Here is an 18,009-nt window from a genome sequence, read left to right as displayed (position 1 = left end):
CGGGCGCGAGTCTCTCGACCGGGTAGCGAGTCCCACACAATGCGCAGGTAACCTCGACCCCGAGTGAACTCAGGCGCTTGCGGTTCTCGGGAAGGTGATGCAGCAGATTGAAGGTGAAGCAACTGGGGCATTGTGCGCCCTTCTGCACAGAAGGAGTGGATCGCTGAAATAAGTGCTGGCTGTCCGTTGCCATACGGAGAAAGATGCTTGAATCGACCAGGGCGTGGCCATGCTCCACATTGCTGAGTCCCAACCTGCCCCTCTTCGAGACCTGGGGCTCGCGCCAAGATGCGTAATGGGTCTGAGTTCGGCACCGGGAACCGGGAACTGACAACCGGGAACAAACCGTTGACTTCCGCTACTCAGGCTCGTCCAATGTTGCAGCGGGAACTTTCATCTCCCGCTACCCGTAACAATGGTTGTCGTCCCTACCATGCTCACCGTTTTCTCTTTTACGACCCAGGAGGAATTATGAGAATTAGCGCTCGGATTGTGTTCGTATCCGTGCTGCTCAGCGTTGTCGCGCTCGCGACGACCATGCCCGCAACCGCCGCGAACAAGTCCCCCAAAACCAGCGTCGCCCAGTTCCATGTTCCGGTGGAGTATTACAAACTCCCCAACGGGCTTCGCGTCATTCTCTCGCAGGACCATACAGCCCCGACGGTTACGGTCGCCGTTTACTACCGCATCGGCTTTCGTATTGAGCCGAAGAGCCGTACCGGGTTTGCCCACCTGTTCGAACACATGATGTTCCAGGGTTCGCGCAATCTCGGCAAGATGAAATTCATCAAGCTCGTGCAGCAGAACGGCGGAATCCTGAACGGCTCGACACGTTTCGATTTCACGAACTATTTTGAAGTCCTGCCCTCGAACAAGCTCCAGACTGCGCTCTGGGCCGAGTCCGACCGCATGAGCGGCCTCGCGATCAACGATGACAATCTGAAGAATCAGCAGGGCGTCGTCAGCAACGAAGTCAAGGTCAACGTGATCAACCAGCCGTACGGCGGGTTCCCGTGGCTTGACATGCCGCAGTACGCAAATACCAACTGGTATAACGCGCACAACTTCTACGGCGATCTGAAGGACATTAACGCTGCCACCCTGCAAGATGTTCAGGATTTCTTCAAGACGTACTACGCGCCGAATAATGCGGCGCTCGCCGTCGTCGGCGATTTTGACGCCGCGGAAGCGAAAGCATGGATCGCGAAGTATTTCGGCCCGATCAAGCCTGAAAAGCAGCCGGCACCGGTGGACCTCACCGAGCCGCGCCAGGAAAAAGAGAAGAAGGTGTCGAAGGTGGATCCTCTCGCGAAACGCCCTGCCTTGGCTTTCGCATACCACATGCCGCCACGCAATACCCCTGAGTATTACGCCATGGGATTGCTGGACCAGATACTGATTGAAGGCGAAGACAGCCTGCTCTACCAGGAACTCGTCAAGAAGCACGGCTACACCGGTAATGTAGGCGGCGGCATCAACATGCTGGGCAACATGTTCAACTACAACGGACCGATGCTGTTTACCGTCGACCTCTTCCACGACAACAACACCAAGCCCGAAGAGATCATGGCGGCCGTGGATGGCGTCATGGAGCAATTACGCACAAAACCGGTTGACCAGAAGACGCTGGATCGCGCATTGGTAAAGATGCGCTCGGATCTCTATGACCAGATCGACCAGTTCAGCGGTTTCGGCAAGGCCGATCTCCTCTGCAGCTTCGCCCTGTTCGACGACAATCCCGCGCGGATCAACACGCTCGAGGAGCAATTCCAGAAGGTCACCCCGGCGCTGCTGATGAAGACTGCGCAGGAGTACCTGCGGCCTACGAACCGCACCATATTGAGCGTCGAAGTGAAACCCGCCGCGCCTGCCGCGGCCGGCAATTGATCCCGGAGGATGATGATGAAGACATTCAAAATTTATCTCGCTCTGCTGCTCTTCGTCCTTGGCTGCACCATCTCCGGGCTGGCACAAAAACAGACGCCCCCGGCCGGTGGTCCACCGAAACCATTCAAAGTTCCAGCACATGAAACTTTCGCGCTTCCCAACGGAATGCAGGTCACGCTCGTTCCTTACGGCACCACGCCGAAAGTATTTGTAGCGGCTATGGTGCGCGCCGGAAACATCGACGAAGGCGCCGACCAGGTCTGGCTCGCGGATCTCACAACCAACCTGCTGAAGGAGGGCACCAAGACGCGTTCGGCGCAGGACGTCGCCGGTGAATTTGCCAGCATGGGCGGCTCACTCGAACTCGGCGCCATGGCCGACCAGACCTTCGCGCGGACCGACGTCCTCTCCGAATTCGGACCGAAGGCCGTCGCGCTCATCGCAGACGTTCTGCAGAGCCCGCTGCTGCCCGAGTCCGAACTGGCTCGCGTCAAGAACGACATGGAACGGACCCTGAGCATCGCCATGTCTCAGCCGGGCTCGATCGCGCAAAACCAGTTCGCAAAGCTGATCTATCCCAACCATCCTTACGGGCGGCTCTACCCCACCTCCGAAATGCTGTCCAAGTACACCATCGCCGATGTTCGCAAGTTCTACGGTGACAACTTCGGCGCCGCGCGCACGCACATCTACGTCGCAGGGATGTTCGATTCCGCGGCGGTGAAGAAAGCGATCACCGATGCGTTCGGGAAGTGGGCGAAGGGACCGGAGCCACTCCTGCTCGCGCCGAAGCCTGAGAGCAAGCGCGTCGTCGATGTAGTTGATCGTCCAGGCGCGGCGCAGTCCACCATCATCATGGGGCTACCGGTCACTGATCCCACCAATCCCGACTACATCCCGCTGCAGGTAATGGATTCTCTTCTCGGCGGTTCCTTCGGGTCGCGCATCACCGCTAACATCCGCGAGGCGAAGGGATACACGTACTCGCCCTACAGCATGGTGGCTTCGCATTACCACGCCGCTTATTGGGCTGAGAGTGCCGACGTTACCACGGCGGTGACGGGACCATCGCTGAAGGAGATCTTCTATGAGATTGACCGCCTGTCCAAGGAGCCGCCGAGCGCGGAGGAACTGACCGGCATCAAGAATTATCTCGCTGGGGTCTTCGTTCTTCGGAATTCCTCGCGGCGGGGCATCGTCGGCCAATTGAACTACGTCGATCTCAACGGGCTCGGCGAAGATTACCTGGCGACGTACGTACAGAAGGTGCATGCTGTTACGCCCCAGCAGGTGCAGGAAATCGCCGCGAAATACCTCGTTCCCGGCAAGATGACGATCGTAGTCGTCGGCGACAAATCCAAAATCGCTGACCAACTCACTCCCTACGAAACCGTTTCGCAGTAAATCGGAATTCGCGTGCCCCATTCAGGCCTGTTGTTGGCTTGGATGGGGCTTCTCTTCGTATTTCCCCGATCTTCTATTCTTCCGCTGGTTTCTGATATGTTGGCTCTGCAGCCTGCCTCGCCGTTTCCATGCTCGTTCTACGCGACCAACTCGACATCGCACTCGGTTCTGTTCTCGTCTTCATCGGCCTCTGCGGCTTCGCTATTGCGCTCATTCGCCGGCGGAAGGAAGACAGGATTCTCGTCTGGTTCGGGCTTTTCAGCGGAATTTACGGAACACGCATGCTCCTGCGCGCAACCCTGGGCGGCGCAGCATTATCCCCACACGTCAGGCGCATCCTCGATAACGCGAACGACACCTCTTCATATCTTGTGCTGGTCGCCGCGCTTCTCTTCTGGTGGGAACTGAGCAAAGGCAAACTCCGGCAGTTTAATGAACTCGCCATGATCCCAGCGGTGTTCATTGCAGTTGCGGGAGTTGCTGCAATCGCCCTGGGCAAATCGCCCTTGATGTTCATGAGTTGGAACAATGCTCTGGCTGTCTGCGTTGTCGTGGTTTTGCTGACGGTTTCGGCTGTTCCAGCGCTTTCCCGCCGTTACCTGGTCGTGCCCGGCAGGGTCTTGGCCTTCGGCACGCTGATCTTTGCCGCCGTGGCACTGTACATCAACGTGGATCATCTCCTCGGACGATCTCCTGTCGATGAGCTTGAACCGCCATCCTTCGCTATTTTTGTGCTGTCACTCGGCTACGTTACCGCCGAAAAAGTATTCGCGAACGAGCGACGCCTCGTATCCATCGAAAACGAACTTGAGATCGCGCGCGGAATCCAGAACTCGATCCTTCCGGCCGCAGTTCCTGAATTGGAGCGCGCCCGCATCGCTGCCGCATACAAACCCATGGCTTCCGTCGCCGGAGACTTTTATGAATTCGTAGTTGTGGATCATCACCGCGCGGGTTTCCTGGTCGCCGATGTTTCCGGTCACGGAGTTCCGGCGGCACTGATCGCTTCCATGGTGAAAGTCGCGATGCAATCGGTACTCGCGGTCGCCGATAAACCCGGGGACGTAATGCGCGGCCTCAACCGCGTACTCACCGGGCAACTGCGCGGCCAGTTCGTCACCGCGGCTTATCTCTGGATCGACACCGAGCGGAACGCAGCCCGTTACTCCGCTGCCGGGCATCCGCCACTGCTTTATTGGCACGCGGCATCGAATGAACTCAGGCAAATCGAGAGCAATGGGCTCCTGTTCGGTGTACTGCCTGACACTGAGTACCCCGAAGCCGACATCGCGCTCACCAGCGGAGATCGCCTGATCCTCTATACCGATGGCGTCATCGAGGCCGAGAACTCGGCCGGTACTGCTTTCGGGGATGCGCGACTCGAGGAGGTTCTTCGCACCACCCGGGCGCATACTGCCGTCGAAGTCTCCGATCGCCTTCTCGCCGAGGTACGCAACTGGCAGCCCCAATCCGCAACCCAGCAGGACGACATCACGCTCGTCATCATCGATGTCATCTGAGCACTTGTAGCCGTTAACTCGCCGCTCCATCTCGCCAGGTTTTTACCTTCCCATTGCAACTCTGCTGCAAGTTCCTGCGTGCCGGGATCAGGAGACTGTTCCTCCGGAAATACGACGCGGGTGCCGAATGGCAATATCGAATTCGACGCAGCGGCGATTGCAAACGGCAATCATGGGCTGGTGCAGGAACTGACCAATCAGCCTCATCCGCAACTGGTCTGGCGAATGGAAATCACGAACCAGAACTCCTGTCGTGCGACTTGGCTTCAAAGCCTTTATTCCGGTGTTCGGTGGTGAAGCGAGCGGTAAGCGCCCGGAAGAGCTAAGTAGAAATTATTTTTGCCGAAAATCCGCTTCTGGCAAGGGATTTCGGCTAATATAAATATCGCGTTCCGGGGAGTCTTTCGGGGGAGAGGCTTTCCCATACAAAACCCGCTCTTTTGGCGGGTTTTGTGTTTCGCGGATACTGCCGGGCCAACAGGAGCCTAGCACCTTAGTCCGCCGCCAGTTCGGCGCTCGATGGCGCGCTGGTTCTCCAGGAAGTCGTATCCGGCCCAGGTGAGCCGGCGGGCGAGCCAGCGGGACTGGCCGTTGTTGGCGTGCTCGACCATTTCGGCCTCGATCAGTCCGGCTTCGTTGAGCAGCATCAGGTGGTAGTTCACCTCCTGCGGCTCGCGGCCTTCCACTCCGACCGGAGTGGGTTCGAGGCTGGGCTGCTTCTCGACGACTGCCAAAATCTGCGTGCAAAGCTTCATGTCACGTTTCACGGTTTCCCTCGCTGCAGAATGCGTTCTTGAGTGCCTGTGAAGCTTTTAGCATTGCTCGACTGGGGACTCAATGAATGAGTGATGGCTTGGCATTACGTCGGTGACTTGCTTCCTGAATTCGAATTACCCACCCCCGGTTTTGCTCTTTTTTGTTTTCAATATTTTGCGGAAATTTTCGCCGTAAGCTGCTGAGCCGGAAGGTCTTAAATCTAAAAACATCCTGAGAGCGTTTGTTTTCAGGATTTTGCGCGCGAAAAATGTGATTTCCACTGCGAGTTATCGGACGTAAAAGACCGGGTTCTCCGTTCTCAGTTCTCAGTTCTCAGTTAAAAACCAAAACCAAAATCAACGACGCGAGCGAGTCCGTGCGACGACTGGTTGTAGCCCAGGATTTCAATCCTGGGAAGTGGAAGGCGCACATCTTCCTCCAGTTCTCAGTTCGCGGTTCTCAGTTCTCAGTTGGTTGTTCGTGGTTCGTTCTTCGTTCTTCGTTAGAGCGAACCCACACGAAAAATGCTGGAACGACTTGGCCGTGGTGAGTGCAATACCAAAAGGAACCAAGCCAGGAGCTGACATCGACGGTGCGCGGGTTGAGAAAGATCGACTACCCCACTCAAGCCAAAGGAGGGCTTGAATGGGGCACCCAAACGAATGGGATACCAAATAGCGACGGCGCCCACTAGGGGCGCCGCTTGATGGACTCTGTCCGAATACATTATATCAAATCAAGGGATGAGTTCTGAGGTTTTGGTTGGAACTATATTCCGAGTGCGCTGAATATTTTATGGGGGATTGTGATGTGGGTCGCTTGACAGGGCGAATCAGGGAACGGCCCCACATCTGCGAAGAAACGCTGCAGAGATGGGGCACAGACAAAGCGTTAGGTCATTGCAGAGGGCTTGAATAATGCGCTAATGCCGCTGCTTTGCACTGGGCTTTTTGTTCAGGACTGCACCAGTTCAACTGTGCCAGGAAAGCTGCGTATCCCAAGTTCTGACGAGCAAATGGGTCTTTAGTTTTGTCCGCCTCTTGCTTGAGTAAAGCAACTCCAGTGGGGGCGTTGTCCTTATAGAAATTCATCCACACTGCAACTGCGCTTTCCCTCGCTTCTCTGGAAGCCGATGTGCTCTTAATAAGCTCCAGAACCGCTGGAAGTGCTCTATTGCCAAACTTCTCAAGTGCAAGTTCTGCTGGGAAGGTGGGACCGAATCCGTGCTTGCGAGCTTCGAGATTCCGCTTGCCCAGAGGTCCAGCGGGGTACTGAAAACCGAGGAACTTTACTAACACGGGAATTGCTGACTCATCGTGCTGCTCACCGAGTTTGTTAATCGCCGCAGCCACACAATTACCGTCTTCCTGTCCCGGCTTGGCTTTGGTGAGATATGAAACTGAGTCCGCAGAAGACCCCTGCATTTTTTCGCAGTTTTGACCCAGCGCAAGGGCAGTAAAAGAGAGAAGGATTCCGGAAATAATTAGAAGGACTCGTCGTGTCATTGTGCTGTGTCCTTTCCAGTTTCACTTGCCGCTTTGCATCTGGCCTTATCGTCAGGAGGACAGTACTTCACTGCGTCGGCAAGTGCTTCTCTGAGACGTTGCTTAGCTCTTTCTGTTGGAGCTTTTTCTACCTCTTGTGCCAACATTGCGACCGCCTTGGGTAGATCGCCTAATTCGCCCCAATACACTTGTATCCAGACAACCATGGCATTGTGCCTTGCCAGCTCGGACGCGGAATCAGACTGCATGACGGTCAACACAGCTGGTAGTGCCTTCTGGCGAAGCGATGTCAACGCATCTACCGCCGGGTAGGGACCTTCTGGATGTGATTCTCCTACTTTTTCCCAGTGGTTCAGAGGTCGTTGAAAATCTAAGAACTTGACTAGGGTGCCTATCGCTGGCTCCCAGCGCATCCTATCGAGTCCTCGGAGAGCAAAGTAAATGCATTCCCTGCTTTGGTCGTCTCGCGTTACTCGATTCAAGTAAGAAAGCCATTCGTCGGGAGTAGCACTATCTAGCTGTTTGCATTGTTGCGCCCGAGACAGAGGAGCGCAAACCAGAAACAGTGAGTACACCAAAACTGCGCAAATGATTTTGATCATAACGCTCTTCCTCAATGAACTAGGTCTGAACTCACGTTAGTTCTCCCGAGCCAAAACTCGTTGTCACCGGGTACAGTAGTGTCCCATTGAGGGGGAGCCGCGAGATTCGGCGCAAAGCTGCACGACCCTCTGACATAGAAATAGTACATTGGAGAGACCCGAGTACCATAAGGGCCGCCATGATCTAGCGTCTCATCGTTGTTCGGTATACCACTGGTATTTGGAATTTCCGCCCACACTACAAAATTCTGCCTAGATCGCTTAATGATTGGACCAAACAGCGAAATAGGACCCGGTGCATCCAAGTCATACACGACACCCTGCGAGCCTCCGGAGTACGGGTCATCATCGCGGAAGGCATTAAGAGAAGTATCACCACTATTACTCCTCAGTGATTGGTTCTGTGGCAGACCATCAACCCACAACGCCCCATCCAGGTAACGCCTGCGGATTTTTATCTTGCCTTGATATGACGAAGAACTCAGCTTCCCCACTGCTTCAATTCCATTCAAACAGCCTGCTATTTGAGTACCTCGAGTAAATATAAATTTCCCCAATTGCGTAGTGCCAAAATCTGTCAGGTATGTACCTATAGCGAAATCATCATTCGAGGCGTTGAGAGAACTGCCGCTTCTGAGCGTAATCTTCACAGAAACGGTCTTACGTACATGATTAACCCGCAATTGGGAGTCTGTTGCCACGATGCGAGACTGTGAGTCCTGCCCTGCGATCATCGAGACTCCCACGCCTGTGGACCAGTCGTTTTGGATTGGATTATCGTCGTAGGTCGAACAGTCAGCACTCGAGCACTGAATATAGTGAAGGTCCGCCTCACCGTATGCATTTGAGCCAGCAGCGAGGATAGCTTGATTGTCATCCGGTACTGTGAGTGACAGACTCTCCAACGAGGTTGAACTAACCCGCTGAGTTGTGTACGCACCGCAAGATGAATTCGTGCATTGAATATAGTCAACCCATCTGCTCGGATTACCCGACATATCGCTGACAGCAAAGGACCCGATTCGACCAAAACCGTCCGGTCCCATCGCAATATCCACAATCCCATAAGCCAAATCGGCGGTTCCCAACGTGGTGTCGCTGCCATCGGAGTAATAATGAAGTGAATTCGGGACAACCCAGTATTGACCACCGTAGTTCCAGACTCCCTCAATGACATAAGCGAATGCGGGACTCCCGCCAGAACCCATCGTGATTGTTCCAGCCATAGAAGATGAGCAGTGAACGGGGGTAATTTGTGTCAAGCTACAACCACCACCTTGCGAACAGGACGCCAACCCCACTCCTTGGTAAGTCTGGAAAGGATAATAGTCACAATAGTCTCTGCCGTAGTCATACAGGATGTTCGAAGTGCCATCACTCCCGACAGCGATGGACAACATCTGATTATTACTGGCGCCGTCGACGGTCGTGTTTGTGTAAGACGTGCAGTCGTCATCTGCGCATTGGATCAGTCCCACAGTTGAATCAGCACCCGCTGGGGGCTCGTTTCCAAAATTCTTATATGCGATACGAGCAAAGCCATCGGGGCCGAGAGCAATCGCATAGGCATCGGTCCACTGCCCTATGGTGAATTTGGCGGTGTGGAACGTGGTGCAATCGGCATCGAGGCAGCGAACGTACGCAATTTGATCATCGTAGCCAGAAGAAGTGCTGTCTCCAGTCACGAACCTCGTGAATCCGTCGATTCCAACAGCCATCTTCTTTTGGATATAAGAGTCTGTTCCAGTCGATGCAATCGGCTGGTAAACAGGGGTAATGACAGTGTCATCCTGCAACTGGTTAGGATTAAACCCCATCCCGTTGCTCTGAACCCCATTTACGTTGATGAGAATATCTCCAGCAGTCGCCCCCGCCGGGACGGCGGCGGTTACAGCCGTATCACTCCAGCTTAGAGTGTTGGCGGTCATACTATTAAATGTGACAGAACTCGATCCCTTAGTTGCTCCAAAGTTGAGTCCAATGATTGTTACTGGAGTCCCCTTACCGCCAAAATCAGGAGAAATGCTGGCGATATAAGGTGCGGAGTCCGACATCACTGTGAAAGAAATGCCGTTACTATTTTGCCCGTTTACTGTGATGACGATATTTCCTGTCGTCGCTCCGCTCGGAACACCTACTGTGATAGAGGTATCCTCCCAATCTGTAATGGGAGCTGAAGTCCCATTGAATGTGACGGTGCTTGATCCTTGCGTGGCTCCGAAGTTTGTTCCCGTAATCAAAACGCCATCGTTCACGCGAGCCATTGTCGGACTCACCGTTGAGATATTCGGAGCTACCTGAGTTACCGTGAATGCAATCCCATTGCTCTGAACACCGCCGACCGTCACCACAACGTTTCCTGCGGTCGCTCCCGTTGGGACAGGAGTCGTGATGCTGTTATCGCCCCAGGACGTGGGTATTGCGAGGGTTCCGTTGAACGATACTGTGCTGCTTCCTTGGGCTACACCGAAGCTAGTACCCATTATGGTCACGGGTGTGCCCACTGTTCCCGAAATAGGTGAAAGGCTCCCGATGTAAGGTGTCACCGTGAATTGAACGCCATTACTCTGCGCCCCATAAGCGGTGACGACAACATTGCCAGTAGTTGCCCCCGCTGGAACAGCTACCCCGATGCTGCTGTCACTCCAAGAGGTTGGCGTGGCCGCCATTCCGTTGAACGTTATCGAACCCGGCGTTCCTCCGAAGTTCGCTCCCGAAACCGTCAGGGGTGTGCCCACCGGACCTGATGTGAGTGACAGTCCAGTAATGGAAGGCCCGGGCAGGAGCGTGAATTGTGTGCTGTTGCTTGCTGTTCCGTTTACTGTGACCACCACTGAGGAGCCCGGCTGTTGCGGGACGACCACGACGATACTTCCCGAAGCCCAACTGTTTACGGTGGCACCCGCACTGCCGAACGCAACCGTACTTGCGTTGCGCACAGGTCCAAAACCGGACCCACTGATCGTCAAAGCATCTCCCGTGTGCCCAGAGGATGGTGAGAGGCTAGTGATGTGGGGTACAACCGTGAAATTCAGGCCATTGCTGGCGGTACCGCTGACTGTCACCTTTACCAAGCCAGTGGTGGCATCAGGTGGAACAGTCGTGACAATCTTGGTTTTATTCCAACTGGTCGGAATTGCGGCAACGCCGTTAAAAGTCACCGTGCTTGAGCCCTGCGAATTTCCGAAATTGGAACCATTGATCGTGACCGAGGTTCCAACGGTGCCCGAAGTCACCGATAGGCTGCTTATAGTGGGTACTGCGGCGAAAAGGGTTCCTGTGAGCGATATGAGGAGAATGCCCAGAAGAGAAAAGCGGGATATTTGCCACATCGAATTACTCCGTCTCGAAAAAGTCGCAGCCTTTTTGGGAATCAGAGATTGTTAAACGGTGGCCACTTTAGTAGAACTCCGGAAAGTTCAAACGAGATTATTTTTTTGTTCCGAAAATGGAACATAAGAGATCTAAATTGTCCTTGGGGGGACCGCCCCTGCCGCAGCAAAGCCGGGACGAGGCAGCGATGAATTCCATGGTGAGAATGTGTGTTCCTGAAGCAATCGTCACTTGTATTTCGGCGACTCGTTCATGAAGCGTTTGGCTGATTTGTGGATGGCCTTCCAGCGGCGCCTTTCGGCGAGGTCGGCCATGGGATCGTCGCGACGGTCGAGGAAAGCGATTTCCCGCTGGAGTTTGTGAAGGCTCGACAATCTTTCGGCGCTGAGAGTGCCGGCAGTAACGGCTTCCAGCACTGCGCAGCCGGGCTCGGATTCGTGACGGCAGTCGCGGTAGCGGCAGTTGCGAGCCAGGGTCTCGATTTCGTCGAAGGTCGTCTGCAGACCCTCGCTGTCGTCCCACAGTTGGAGTTCGCGCATTCCTGGCGTGTCGATGACCATTCCGCCTCCGGCACAGAACAGGAGTTCACGGCGCGTGGTGGTGTGACGACCGCGGCCATCCGGGAGCACGGGCTGCGTGGTCTGCAAATCGTTTCCGAGAAGTCGATTGATGAGAGTCGATTTGCCGACGCCGGAGGAGCCGAGAAGAGCGATGGTCTGTCCGGGCAGGCAGTATCGAGCGAGTTCCCCCAGGCCATCTCCACGCAAAGCGCTGACGACGTGGATGGCGACGCCGGCCGCGACCTGCTCGACGGCGCGGACGCGTGAAGCGGGATCGTCGCAGAGATCGACCTTGTTCAGGATGACGACGGGAGTCGAGCCGCTGTCCCACGCTGCGGTGAGGTAGCGCTCGATGCGGCGCGGGCTGAAGTCATTGTCGAGGCCGGAGACGAGGAATGCGTAGTCGAGGTTGGCGGCGAGCACCTGCTCGTGCTGGCCTTTTCCGGCGGCGCGACGGGAGAAGCGAGTGAGTCGCGGCAGGACGGCGAGGACCTGCGCCGCGCCCTGGTCGGGCGGAACGCGCAGGGCGACCCAGTCGCCGGTGACGGGCAGTTCGTGCGCCGCGGAGTGGTAGCGCAGGCGTCCGGAGAGTTGGGCGCGGATCTCTCCGGCCTCGGTGGCGACGGTGTAGATGTGGTTGAACTGTTGAACGACGCGGCCGGGAACGAGTCCGGCGGAAGCGTGAGCGGCGAAGGCGGCTGCGAACCTTGGGCTCCAGCCCAGCAGAGAAAGCTGCATCTCTAATCTCCCTTAAGTTAGGGTCTCGATCATGCGCGCGCAGTAGTTCCCAGGAAGGTGATGGCGCGCAATGGGAGCGAATTAGAGAAGGACAGTCATCAAGAATGGAGTTTAGGGCGGTCGAACGGCCGTGTCAAACGGGATCTGACGTGTGGAGCCGTGTGCCGCAGCCCGCGGCGCGCGGGACAATTCCGCGAGACTGACATGGCGCGAAGGCGCTCGCAACCGTGCTTGCATCCTGGCGCAAGGCCGAAGGGATGGCAGGGCTCTGGATGGTAATCGATGGTCGGGGCCGTTTCGAGAATCCAGAGCAATGACTCAAGATCAGAAATTTTCCAACATCGAATTCCAAAGTACTCTTGCAACCTGCTCAAAACAGTGGCTTACTTGCTGATGTCTTAAGTCGTCAAAATTCATTCTTTCGTCTTTGAAACGGGACGAAGCCACGTCACTCGGGGGAGGACCGTGATGCTTCGATCATTTTGCCGTGTCGGTGTGTGTTGTGTTTTCAGCATTCTGTTCTGTATAGAGGATTCTGCTTCTCAGCAATTGGCCGATCACGCATTCTCAACTGTTGCCGCGGCGACTTCCTCGCCAGCACCTGCGGATGGCTCTGTAATCACACCAAGGTTCAAGCTTCCAGTTTTTGCTGGCCTCTATGCGCCAGACGGTACCTTTAGAAAAGCGCGAAGGACTCTCGGACGCAACAGCGGCGCGTCCCCTGGGTTCATTTCACCGTATGCCTCGAACAAGCGACCTGCTCCGGAATTCATGGATCTGCACTCGATCGAGGATGTCGTCGAAAACTTCGAGCCGCCCGGACATGCCAGTCGACGCTTAAGAGCACACACCTTCTTCGGCAATCTCAGGGACGACCTCGTTACCCTCGCTTATGGCCGTGAGTGGGTTCTGAGATCGCCCACGATGGTGACAACGGACTCGCGGGGCAGGCTCATCATTGCCGATCCGCAGCAACATGCGGTCCACGTGCTGGAACCGAAGGGGCGTAGCTCGTTTCGGATCGCCGGCGGTCCGCAACTTCGTCTCCGCGCTCCCTCGAGCGTGGCGGTGGACGCTGAGGATAATATTTACGTCGCCGACAGCCAGAAGGGTCTAGTGCTGGTATTCGATCCGCAGGGTTACTACGTGCGCAGTATTGGCATGATTGCCGACGAGAGCATGTTTCAGTATCCGGAAGCTATCGCGGTCGACCGGAAACTCAAACGTATTTATGTGCTCGACGCACCCATGCACGAACTCGTCATTCTTGATCTGTCCGGTCGCCTGATTCGACGCATCGGCGGACTCCGTGACAAAAACAGCCGGTTCGTCAACCCACTTCAGATCGCAGTTGGCGAAAATCGTTTTTTTGTGCTCGAAAATTCTGGGTCGCGCATTCTGGTGTTCAGTCCTGACGGCGATGTCCTCGGCGGTTTCCCCATTCCCAACCAGGAAAATTCGCCGCAGGTGCACGCCACTGCGATCGCATTGGACGCTGCCGGCAACATCTACCTCAGCAATCCTGTTGGCTCTCGGGTAGAGATACTGACATCGGACGGAAAGCCCCTGGGAATTCTTGGGCAGGCAGGTATCAACGCAGGAGATTTCAGCAGTCCAGCCGGCCTATGCATCGATTCGGCCGGGCGCTTGTACGTCGCCGATACGCTGAATCGGCGTGTGCAGATGTTCAAGTTGAGTTCTCTGGAGTCCGGTTCGTAGGCTCCAGAGCCGCTCCCCGAACAGGTGTAACGCGGACATCCTCCCCCTGCAGCGTGAAACGACCCTCCCGCTGAGTCGAATGCCCCGTCATTCTGCACAATCGATTTCCATTTTTCTTTGTCTTTCATTGTAAGTTGTCTATTTCGATAGAGTTATCAAACCGATCCTTGATTGGGCTTTGGTAGCTGGAATGCTTCTTTCCTTTGCTGCAGCAGTGCGACCAGATGACGGCAGGGAGTCGTAAGAGGCAATGGCCAGAGACATTGACAGTTCAAACACCGGTTGGGGCCCGGCACAGGCGTATGGATTGGCAGCGATCTGCCTCCTGGCAGGCCTTCCCCTCGGATACATGATTCGCGGGTCAAAGCCCCCTTCTGTTGCCGCAGCCCCCATTGTTCAACCGGCACAAGCCGTACCCGACCGGGCTATGCCTACCCTTGAGCAGATGAAGCATATGGCGGACAAACAGGCTGAACCGCTTGTCGCCAAGCTGAAACAGAAGCCCAACGACTCTCAACTGCTCATCCAGACAGGCAGCATCTACATGAGAACTCACCAGTTCGAAGAAGCTGCCGGATACTTCAGGAAGGCCCTCGAATTTGACCCTAAGAACTATGTCGTGCGCGCCAATCTAGCCTCTTGCCTGTTTTACGGTGGCGATCCCGACGGCGCTCTGGCGGAACTTCAGCAGAACCTGAAATACGATCCGAAACACGCGGGCACGCTCCTGAACATCGGCATCATCAAGTGGAAAGGGAAGGATGATGTTGCCGGGGCCCTGGCCGCGTGGGAGGAACTCCTCAAACTGAACCCGAATTTCGAGCACAAAGATCAGGTCACTCACCTCATTGAGGCAGCCAAACAGCAATTGGCCGCGAAATAAGACCAAGCCACCCCATTGGTCCGCATTCCCCAGAGGATGGGGGACTTTCGGCTGCTCTGATGGCCGAAATGCACCATTTCAGGGACAAATCTTTAGTGGGGGATTTGGCTAATTCCCATTTGCGGCACTGTTTCAAATCCCCCACCATTGTGACGCTTCTCTCTTTGTCCATTATGTGACTGTCCCGAGCTTTATCCAATGAAATCAAATACTTAGCTGGATTTATAAAGCTTGCCTTTTGAAGGGCCATGCGAATGCATTTACCTGTGGGTTCTGGCACTTTGGTGTTGAGGAGCATTTGCAGTGAAGGTCTTGCATTCATTGGTCTTTGTGGCGGTTATCTTCGGGAGTGTTCTGCTTTTTGCTGGGAAGCATCCTGTTCCTCTCGATAAGAATACCGATTCCGCGAAATGCATAGAGTGCCACGCCGACAAAGCCAAAGCGGCATTCGTGCACTCCGCCGTACAGACCGGTTGTACCAGCTGTCATGAGATCCGCGTTAACCGCGATGTAACCCGTATCAAACTAACGACCACGACTCCGCAGGCGCTCTGTTTTTCGTGCCACGCAGACAAGAACCCCACCGAATTGAAGGGGCGCATCCATCCTCCGGCCGTCCGCGACTGCCTCAAGTGTCACGATCCACACACATCCGCAAACAAGAACCAGTTACTCAAACTAACTTCTGGGGATAAGCAGGCGAATCTGTGCCTCGCGTGTCACACCCAGGGCGAGAACGTCCCGGAAAAGGGTAGCCGCCACGCTGCACTCGACAGCGGATGCGAAACCTGCCACGTTATTCACAAAACAGGTGAAGCGGGCAAGCAGGAATTTGATTACCACCTCACAAAAGCCACTCCGGCCCTCTGCCTCGACTGTCATGACGTAAGCGATTCCAACCTCGTGAAGGCGCACCAGGGGCAGCCGTTCGGAACCGCAAACTGCATTCAGTGTCATAACCCGCACCAGTCGGATCGCCCGAAGCTGATGCAGAAGTTCACACACCAGCCGTTTGCGGACAAGTCGTGCGACACGTGCCACTCGCCGGCGAAGGACGGAAAAGTGGTACTGACGGCCGAGGACGCGAAGTCCATCTGCTTAACCTGCCACAGCGATAAGCAGGAACAGATTGAAAAAGCGAAGGTGCAGCATCCGGGAGCGCTGGGCGAGTGCACTGCGTGTCACAACCCGCACGCCGGTAAGACTCCGGGCTTCCTGCAGCCGGATCCGGTGAATGCTTGTCTCGCATGCCACGCTGACCAGGCGGAACAGCACAAGAAGAAATATCTGCACCAGCCCGCGTTCGAACAGGGATGCGCAACCTGTCACACACCGCACGGCGGAGACAATGCGCACCTGCTGCGGGCAGCAACGCCGAACGCGCTGTGCCTTGAATGCCACGGTCCCGATGCAAAACCGATGCGCATCGAGAATGAACACCTGGTGACGATTTTCAACGGTCAGGTTAAGTTGCCGGACGATTACTTCACAAAGGTAGCGCGGCTACCTCTCAGGTACGGAGTGGGCCATCCGGTGGACCGTCACCCCGTAGTTGACCAGATGGACCCGAACGATGTGTCCAAAGTTCGAGTTCCAATCAATTGCCTAACCTGCCATCAGCCGCATTCCTCAGCACAACCTGGGCTGCTTGTGAAAGACCAGGCCAACAATATGGCGTTCTGTGCGAGCTGCCATAAAAACCTGGGGGGGCAGTAATGGGAGACTTGACGATGTCCAGCAGTGTGCAGAAGGTCGGGCGTTTCATTGCAATCCTGGCGGCGGTCATATCGATATTCGTTCTCCTCTTAGCGACACCGCCCCAGCTTTACGGCGAAAAGAAAGACAAGAAAGACAAAAAGAAACAAAAACAACAGGCCGCCGAACAGCACAAGACCTTCCTTGACGTGCTGGACTATTCGAAGATCGTCTGGCCAAATCCACCGGCGATAACCCGTGTCCGTTACATCAACTATTTCTCCGGCGAGAGATTCAAAGAGACGACACAAAATAAGCCGGCGCAAAAGGCATCGTGGATGGACCGACTGGCAGGGATATCGGTCGGCAACACATCTGCAGCGGAAAAACCTCGTTTCCAGTTAATCATGCCGTACGGAATGGCGGTTGATTCGAAGAACCGCCTGTACATAGCGGACCGGAAGGTGTCGGCCATTTTCGTCGTCAACCCTGAAACCGGCGAGTTCGAGATGATCAAGAACGGGGTTCACGCGCGATTTGGAACGATCATCGGACTGGCGATTGATGACTCAGACCGGTTGTTTGTTTCTGACAGTACCAATCATCGCATTATCGTTTTCACCCCAGACTTCAAGGTTGAAGGCAGTTTCAGCAGTGGCCTGGCAGATCCAGGCGGTTTGGCGATAGACAACGAGAATCGGTTTCTCTATGTTCCCGACGCGGAACTGGACCAGGTTTTCGTTTTCGACGCCGATCCTCCTTACAAGCTGATTCGCAAGATAGGGACAGGCGGAAAGCAGCACACGCTGACAACCCCAGGGGACTTTGCCAAGCCAAGCAATGTGGCCGTCGACAGCGACGGGAACCTTTACGTTTCCGACACTCTGAACGACCGGGTCGAAATCTTTGATGCTGACGGCAACTTCATCCGAACCTGGGGCAAGCCGGGTGACGGTCCCGGATATTTCGCGCGCCCCAAGGGAATCGCCATCGATAGCGATGGACACGTCTGGGTAGCCGACGGGGTCCAAGATCGTCTCCAGGTCTTCACCCAGCAAGGACGCTTGTTGCTTTACATGGGCGGCAATGGCCTGTTGCCCGGTCAGTTCAGCGCGCTGGCGGGCCTGGCGATCGACAAGAACAATCGAGTTTTTACGTCCGAGCAGTATCCCGGGCGAGTGCAGATTTTCCGATACACGACGGACGAGGAAGCAAGGGCCGAAAAGCTACGCAGGGATGGCGAAGAGCAGAGTAAACCCCTGCAGAAGGCCGCAAGCCCTAAGGCAAATCCGGAGACAGGACATGGAACTCCGGCGGTGGCATCGCCGCAACCGAGGGAACCGTAGTGGATAGATTTTGGCTGGTTGATGTCAGTCAAAGCGGGGTCCAGACACCTCAGGGCTTCGA

The 18,009-nt window shown here is 55.5% G+C and carries 12 protein-coding genes; 8 read left to right on the top strand and 4 right to left on the bottom strand.

Going from position 1 to position 18,009, the window contains the following annotated elements:
- Nucleotides 1–537 precede the first annotated feature (537 nt).
- From ROO76_04770 to ROO76_04755, 4 genes are all read left to right on the top strand, one after another.
- Nucleotides 538–1,887, top strand: a complete 1,350-nt coding sequence (locus tag ROO76_04770; protein ID MDT8067460.1) for a pitrilysin family protein — start codon at nucleotides 538–540, stop codon at nucleotides 1,885–1,887.
- A 15-nt stretch (nucleotides 1,888–1,902) separates the two neighbouring features.
- The gene (locus ROO76_04765) at nucleotides 1,903–3,291 is read left to right on the top strand and encodes a pitrilysin family protein (protein MDT8067459.1); all 1,389 of its coding nucleotides are present in this window, start codon (nucleotides 1,903–1,905) and stop codon (nucleotides 3,289–3,291) included.
- 128 nt (nucleotides 3,292–3,419) lie between these two features.
- Entirely contained in the window at nucleotides 3,420–4,811 is a 1,392-nt protein-coding gene (locus tag ROO76_04760) for a PP2C family protein-serine/threonine phosphatase (protein ID MDT8067458.1), read from the top strand.
- 120 nt (nucleotides 4,812–4,931) lie between these two features.
- A complete protein-coding gene (locus ROO76_04755) occupies nucleotides 4,932–5,108 on the top strand; it encodes a hypothetical protein (GenBank protein ID MDT8067457.1) in 177 nt (58 codons plus the stop codon).
- A gap of 188 nt (nucleotides 5,109–5,296) precedes the next feature.
- On the opposite strand, the gene ROO76_04750 is transcribed toward ROO76_04755, so the two are convergent.
- From ROO76_04750 to rsgA, 4 genes are all read right to left on the bottom strand, one after another.
- The gene (locus ROO76_04750; GenBank protein ID MDT8067456.1) at nucleotides 5,297–5,578 is read right to left on the bottom strand and encodes a DUF2513 domain-containing protein; all 282 of its coding nucleotides are present in this window, start codon (nucleotides 5,576–5,578) and stop codon (nucleotides 5,297–5,299) included.
- 885 nt (nucleotides 5,579–6,463) lie between these two features.
- Nucleotides 6,464–7,072, bottom strand: coding sequence for a hypothetical protein (locus ROO76_04745; protein ID MDT8067455.1), 609 nt, complete (start codon nucleotides 7,070–7,072; stop codon nucleotides 6,464–6,466).
- Between the two features lie 613 nt (nucleotides 7,073–7,685).
- The gene (locus ROO76_04740) at nucleotides 7,686–11,006 is read right to left on the bottom strand and encodes an IPT/TIG domain-containing protein (protein ID MDT8067454.1); all 3,321 of its coding nucleotides are present in this window, start codon (nucleotides 11,004–11,006) and stop codon (nucleotides 7,686–7,688) included.
- Nucleotides 11,007–11,234: 228 nt separating this feature from the next.
- Nucleotides 11,235–12,305, bottom strand: coding sequence for a ribosome small subunit-dependent GTPase A (gene rsgA / locus ROO76_04735; protein ID MDT8067453.1), 1,071 nt, complete (start codon nucleotides 12,303–12,305; stop codon nucleotides 11,235–11,237).
- Between the two features lie 771 nt (nucleotides 12,306–13,076).
- Between rsgA and ROO76_04730 the strand changes: the two genes are divergently transcribed.
- From ROO76_04730 to ROO76_04715, 4 genes are all read left to right on the top strand, one after another.
- Nucleotides 13,077–14,024, top strand: coding sequence for a 6-bladed beta-propeller (locus ROO76_04730; GenBank protein MDT8067452.1), 948 nt, complete (start codon nucleotides 13,077–13,079; stop codon nucleotides 14,022–14,024).
- Nucleotides 14,025–14,274: 250 nt separating this feature from the next.
- Nucleotides 14,275–14,907, top strand: a complete 633-nt coding sequence (locus tag ROO76_04725) for a tetratricopeptide repeat protein (GenBank protein ID MDT8067451.1) — start codon at nucleotides 14,275–14,277, stop codon at nucleotides 14,905–14,907.
- Between the two features lie 303 nt (nucleotides 14,908–15,210).
- Entirely contained in the window at nucleotides 15,211–16,623 is a 1,413-nt protein-coding gene (locus ROO76_04720; protein MDT8067450.1) for a cytochrome c3 family protein, read from the top strand.
- Between the two features lie 14 nt (nucleotides 16,624–16,637).
- Entirely contained in the window at nucleotides 16,638–17,948 is a 1,311-nt protein-coding gene (locus ROO76_04715; protein ID MDT8067449.1) for a 6-bladed beta-propeller, read from the top strand.
- Nucleotides 17,949–18,009: the final 61 nt, after the last annotated feature.

The organism is Terriglobia bacterium (assembly GCA_032252755.1).
GTDB lineage: Bacteria > Acidobacteriota > Terriglobia > Terriglobales > Acidobacteriaceae > JAVUPY01.
The sequence above is the reverse complement of the archived record's forward strand: the minus strand, read 5'-3'. Positions and strand labels throughout refer to the sequence as shown.

What these genes read in the sequence shown, in the direction of transcription:
- ROO76_04745 (MDT8067455.1), bottom strand. Translation starts at nt 7,072, where the DNA reads ATGACACGACGAGTCCTTCTAATTATTTCCGGAATCCTTCTCTCTTTT.
- ROO76_04730 (MDT8067452.1), top strand. Translation starts at nt 13,077, where the DNA reads ATGGATCTGCACTCGATCGAGGATGTCGTCGAAAACTTCGAGCCGCCC.
- ROO76_04765 (MDT8067459.1), top strand. Translation starts at nt 1,903, where the DNA reads ATGAAGACATTCAAAATTTATCTCGCTCTGCTGCTCTTCGTCCTTGGC.
- rsgA (MDT8067453.1), bottom strand. Translation starts at nt 12,305, where the DNA reads ATGCAGCTTTCTCTGCTGGGCTGGAGCCCAAGGTTCGCAGCCGCCTTC.
- ROO76_04725 (MDT8067451.1), top strand. Translation starts at nt 14,275, where the DNA reads ATGGCCAGAGACATTGACAGTTCAAACACCGGTTGGGGCCCGGCACAG.
- ROO76_04715 (MDT8067449.1), top strand. Translation starts at nt 16,638, where the DNA reads ATGTCCAGCAGTGTGCAGAAGGTCGGGCGTTTCATTGCAATCCTGGCG.
- ROO76_04770 (MDT8067460.1), top strand. Translation starts at nt 538, where the DNA reads ATGCCCGCAACCGCCGCGAACAAGTCCCCCAAAACCAGCGTCGCCCAG.
- ROO76_04740 (MDT8067454.1), bottom strand. Translation starts at nt 11,006, where the DNA reads ATGTGGCAAATATCCCGCTTTTCTCTTCTGGGCATTCTCCTCATATCG.
- ROO76_04760 (MDT8067458.1), top strand. Translation starts at nt 3,420, where the DNA reads ATGCTCGTTCTACGCGACCAACTCGACATCGCACTCGGTTCTGTTCTC.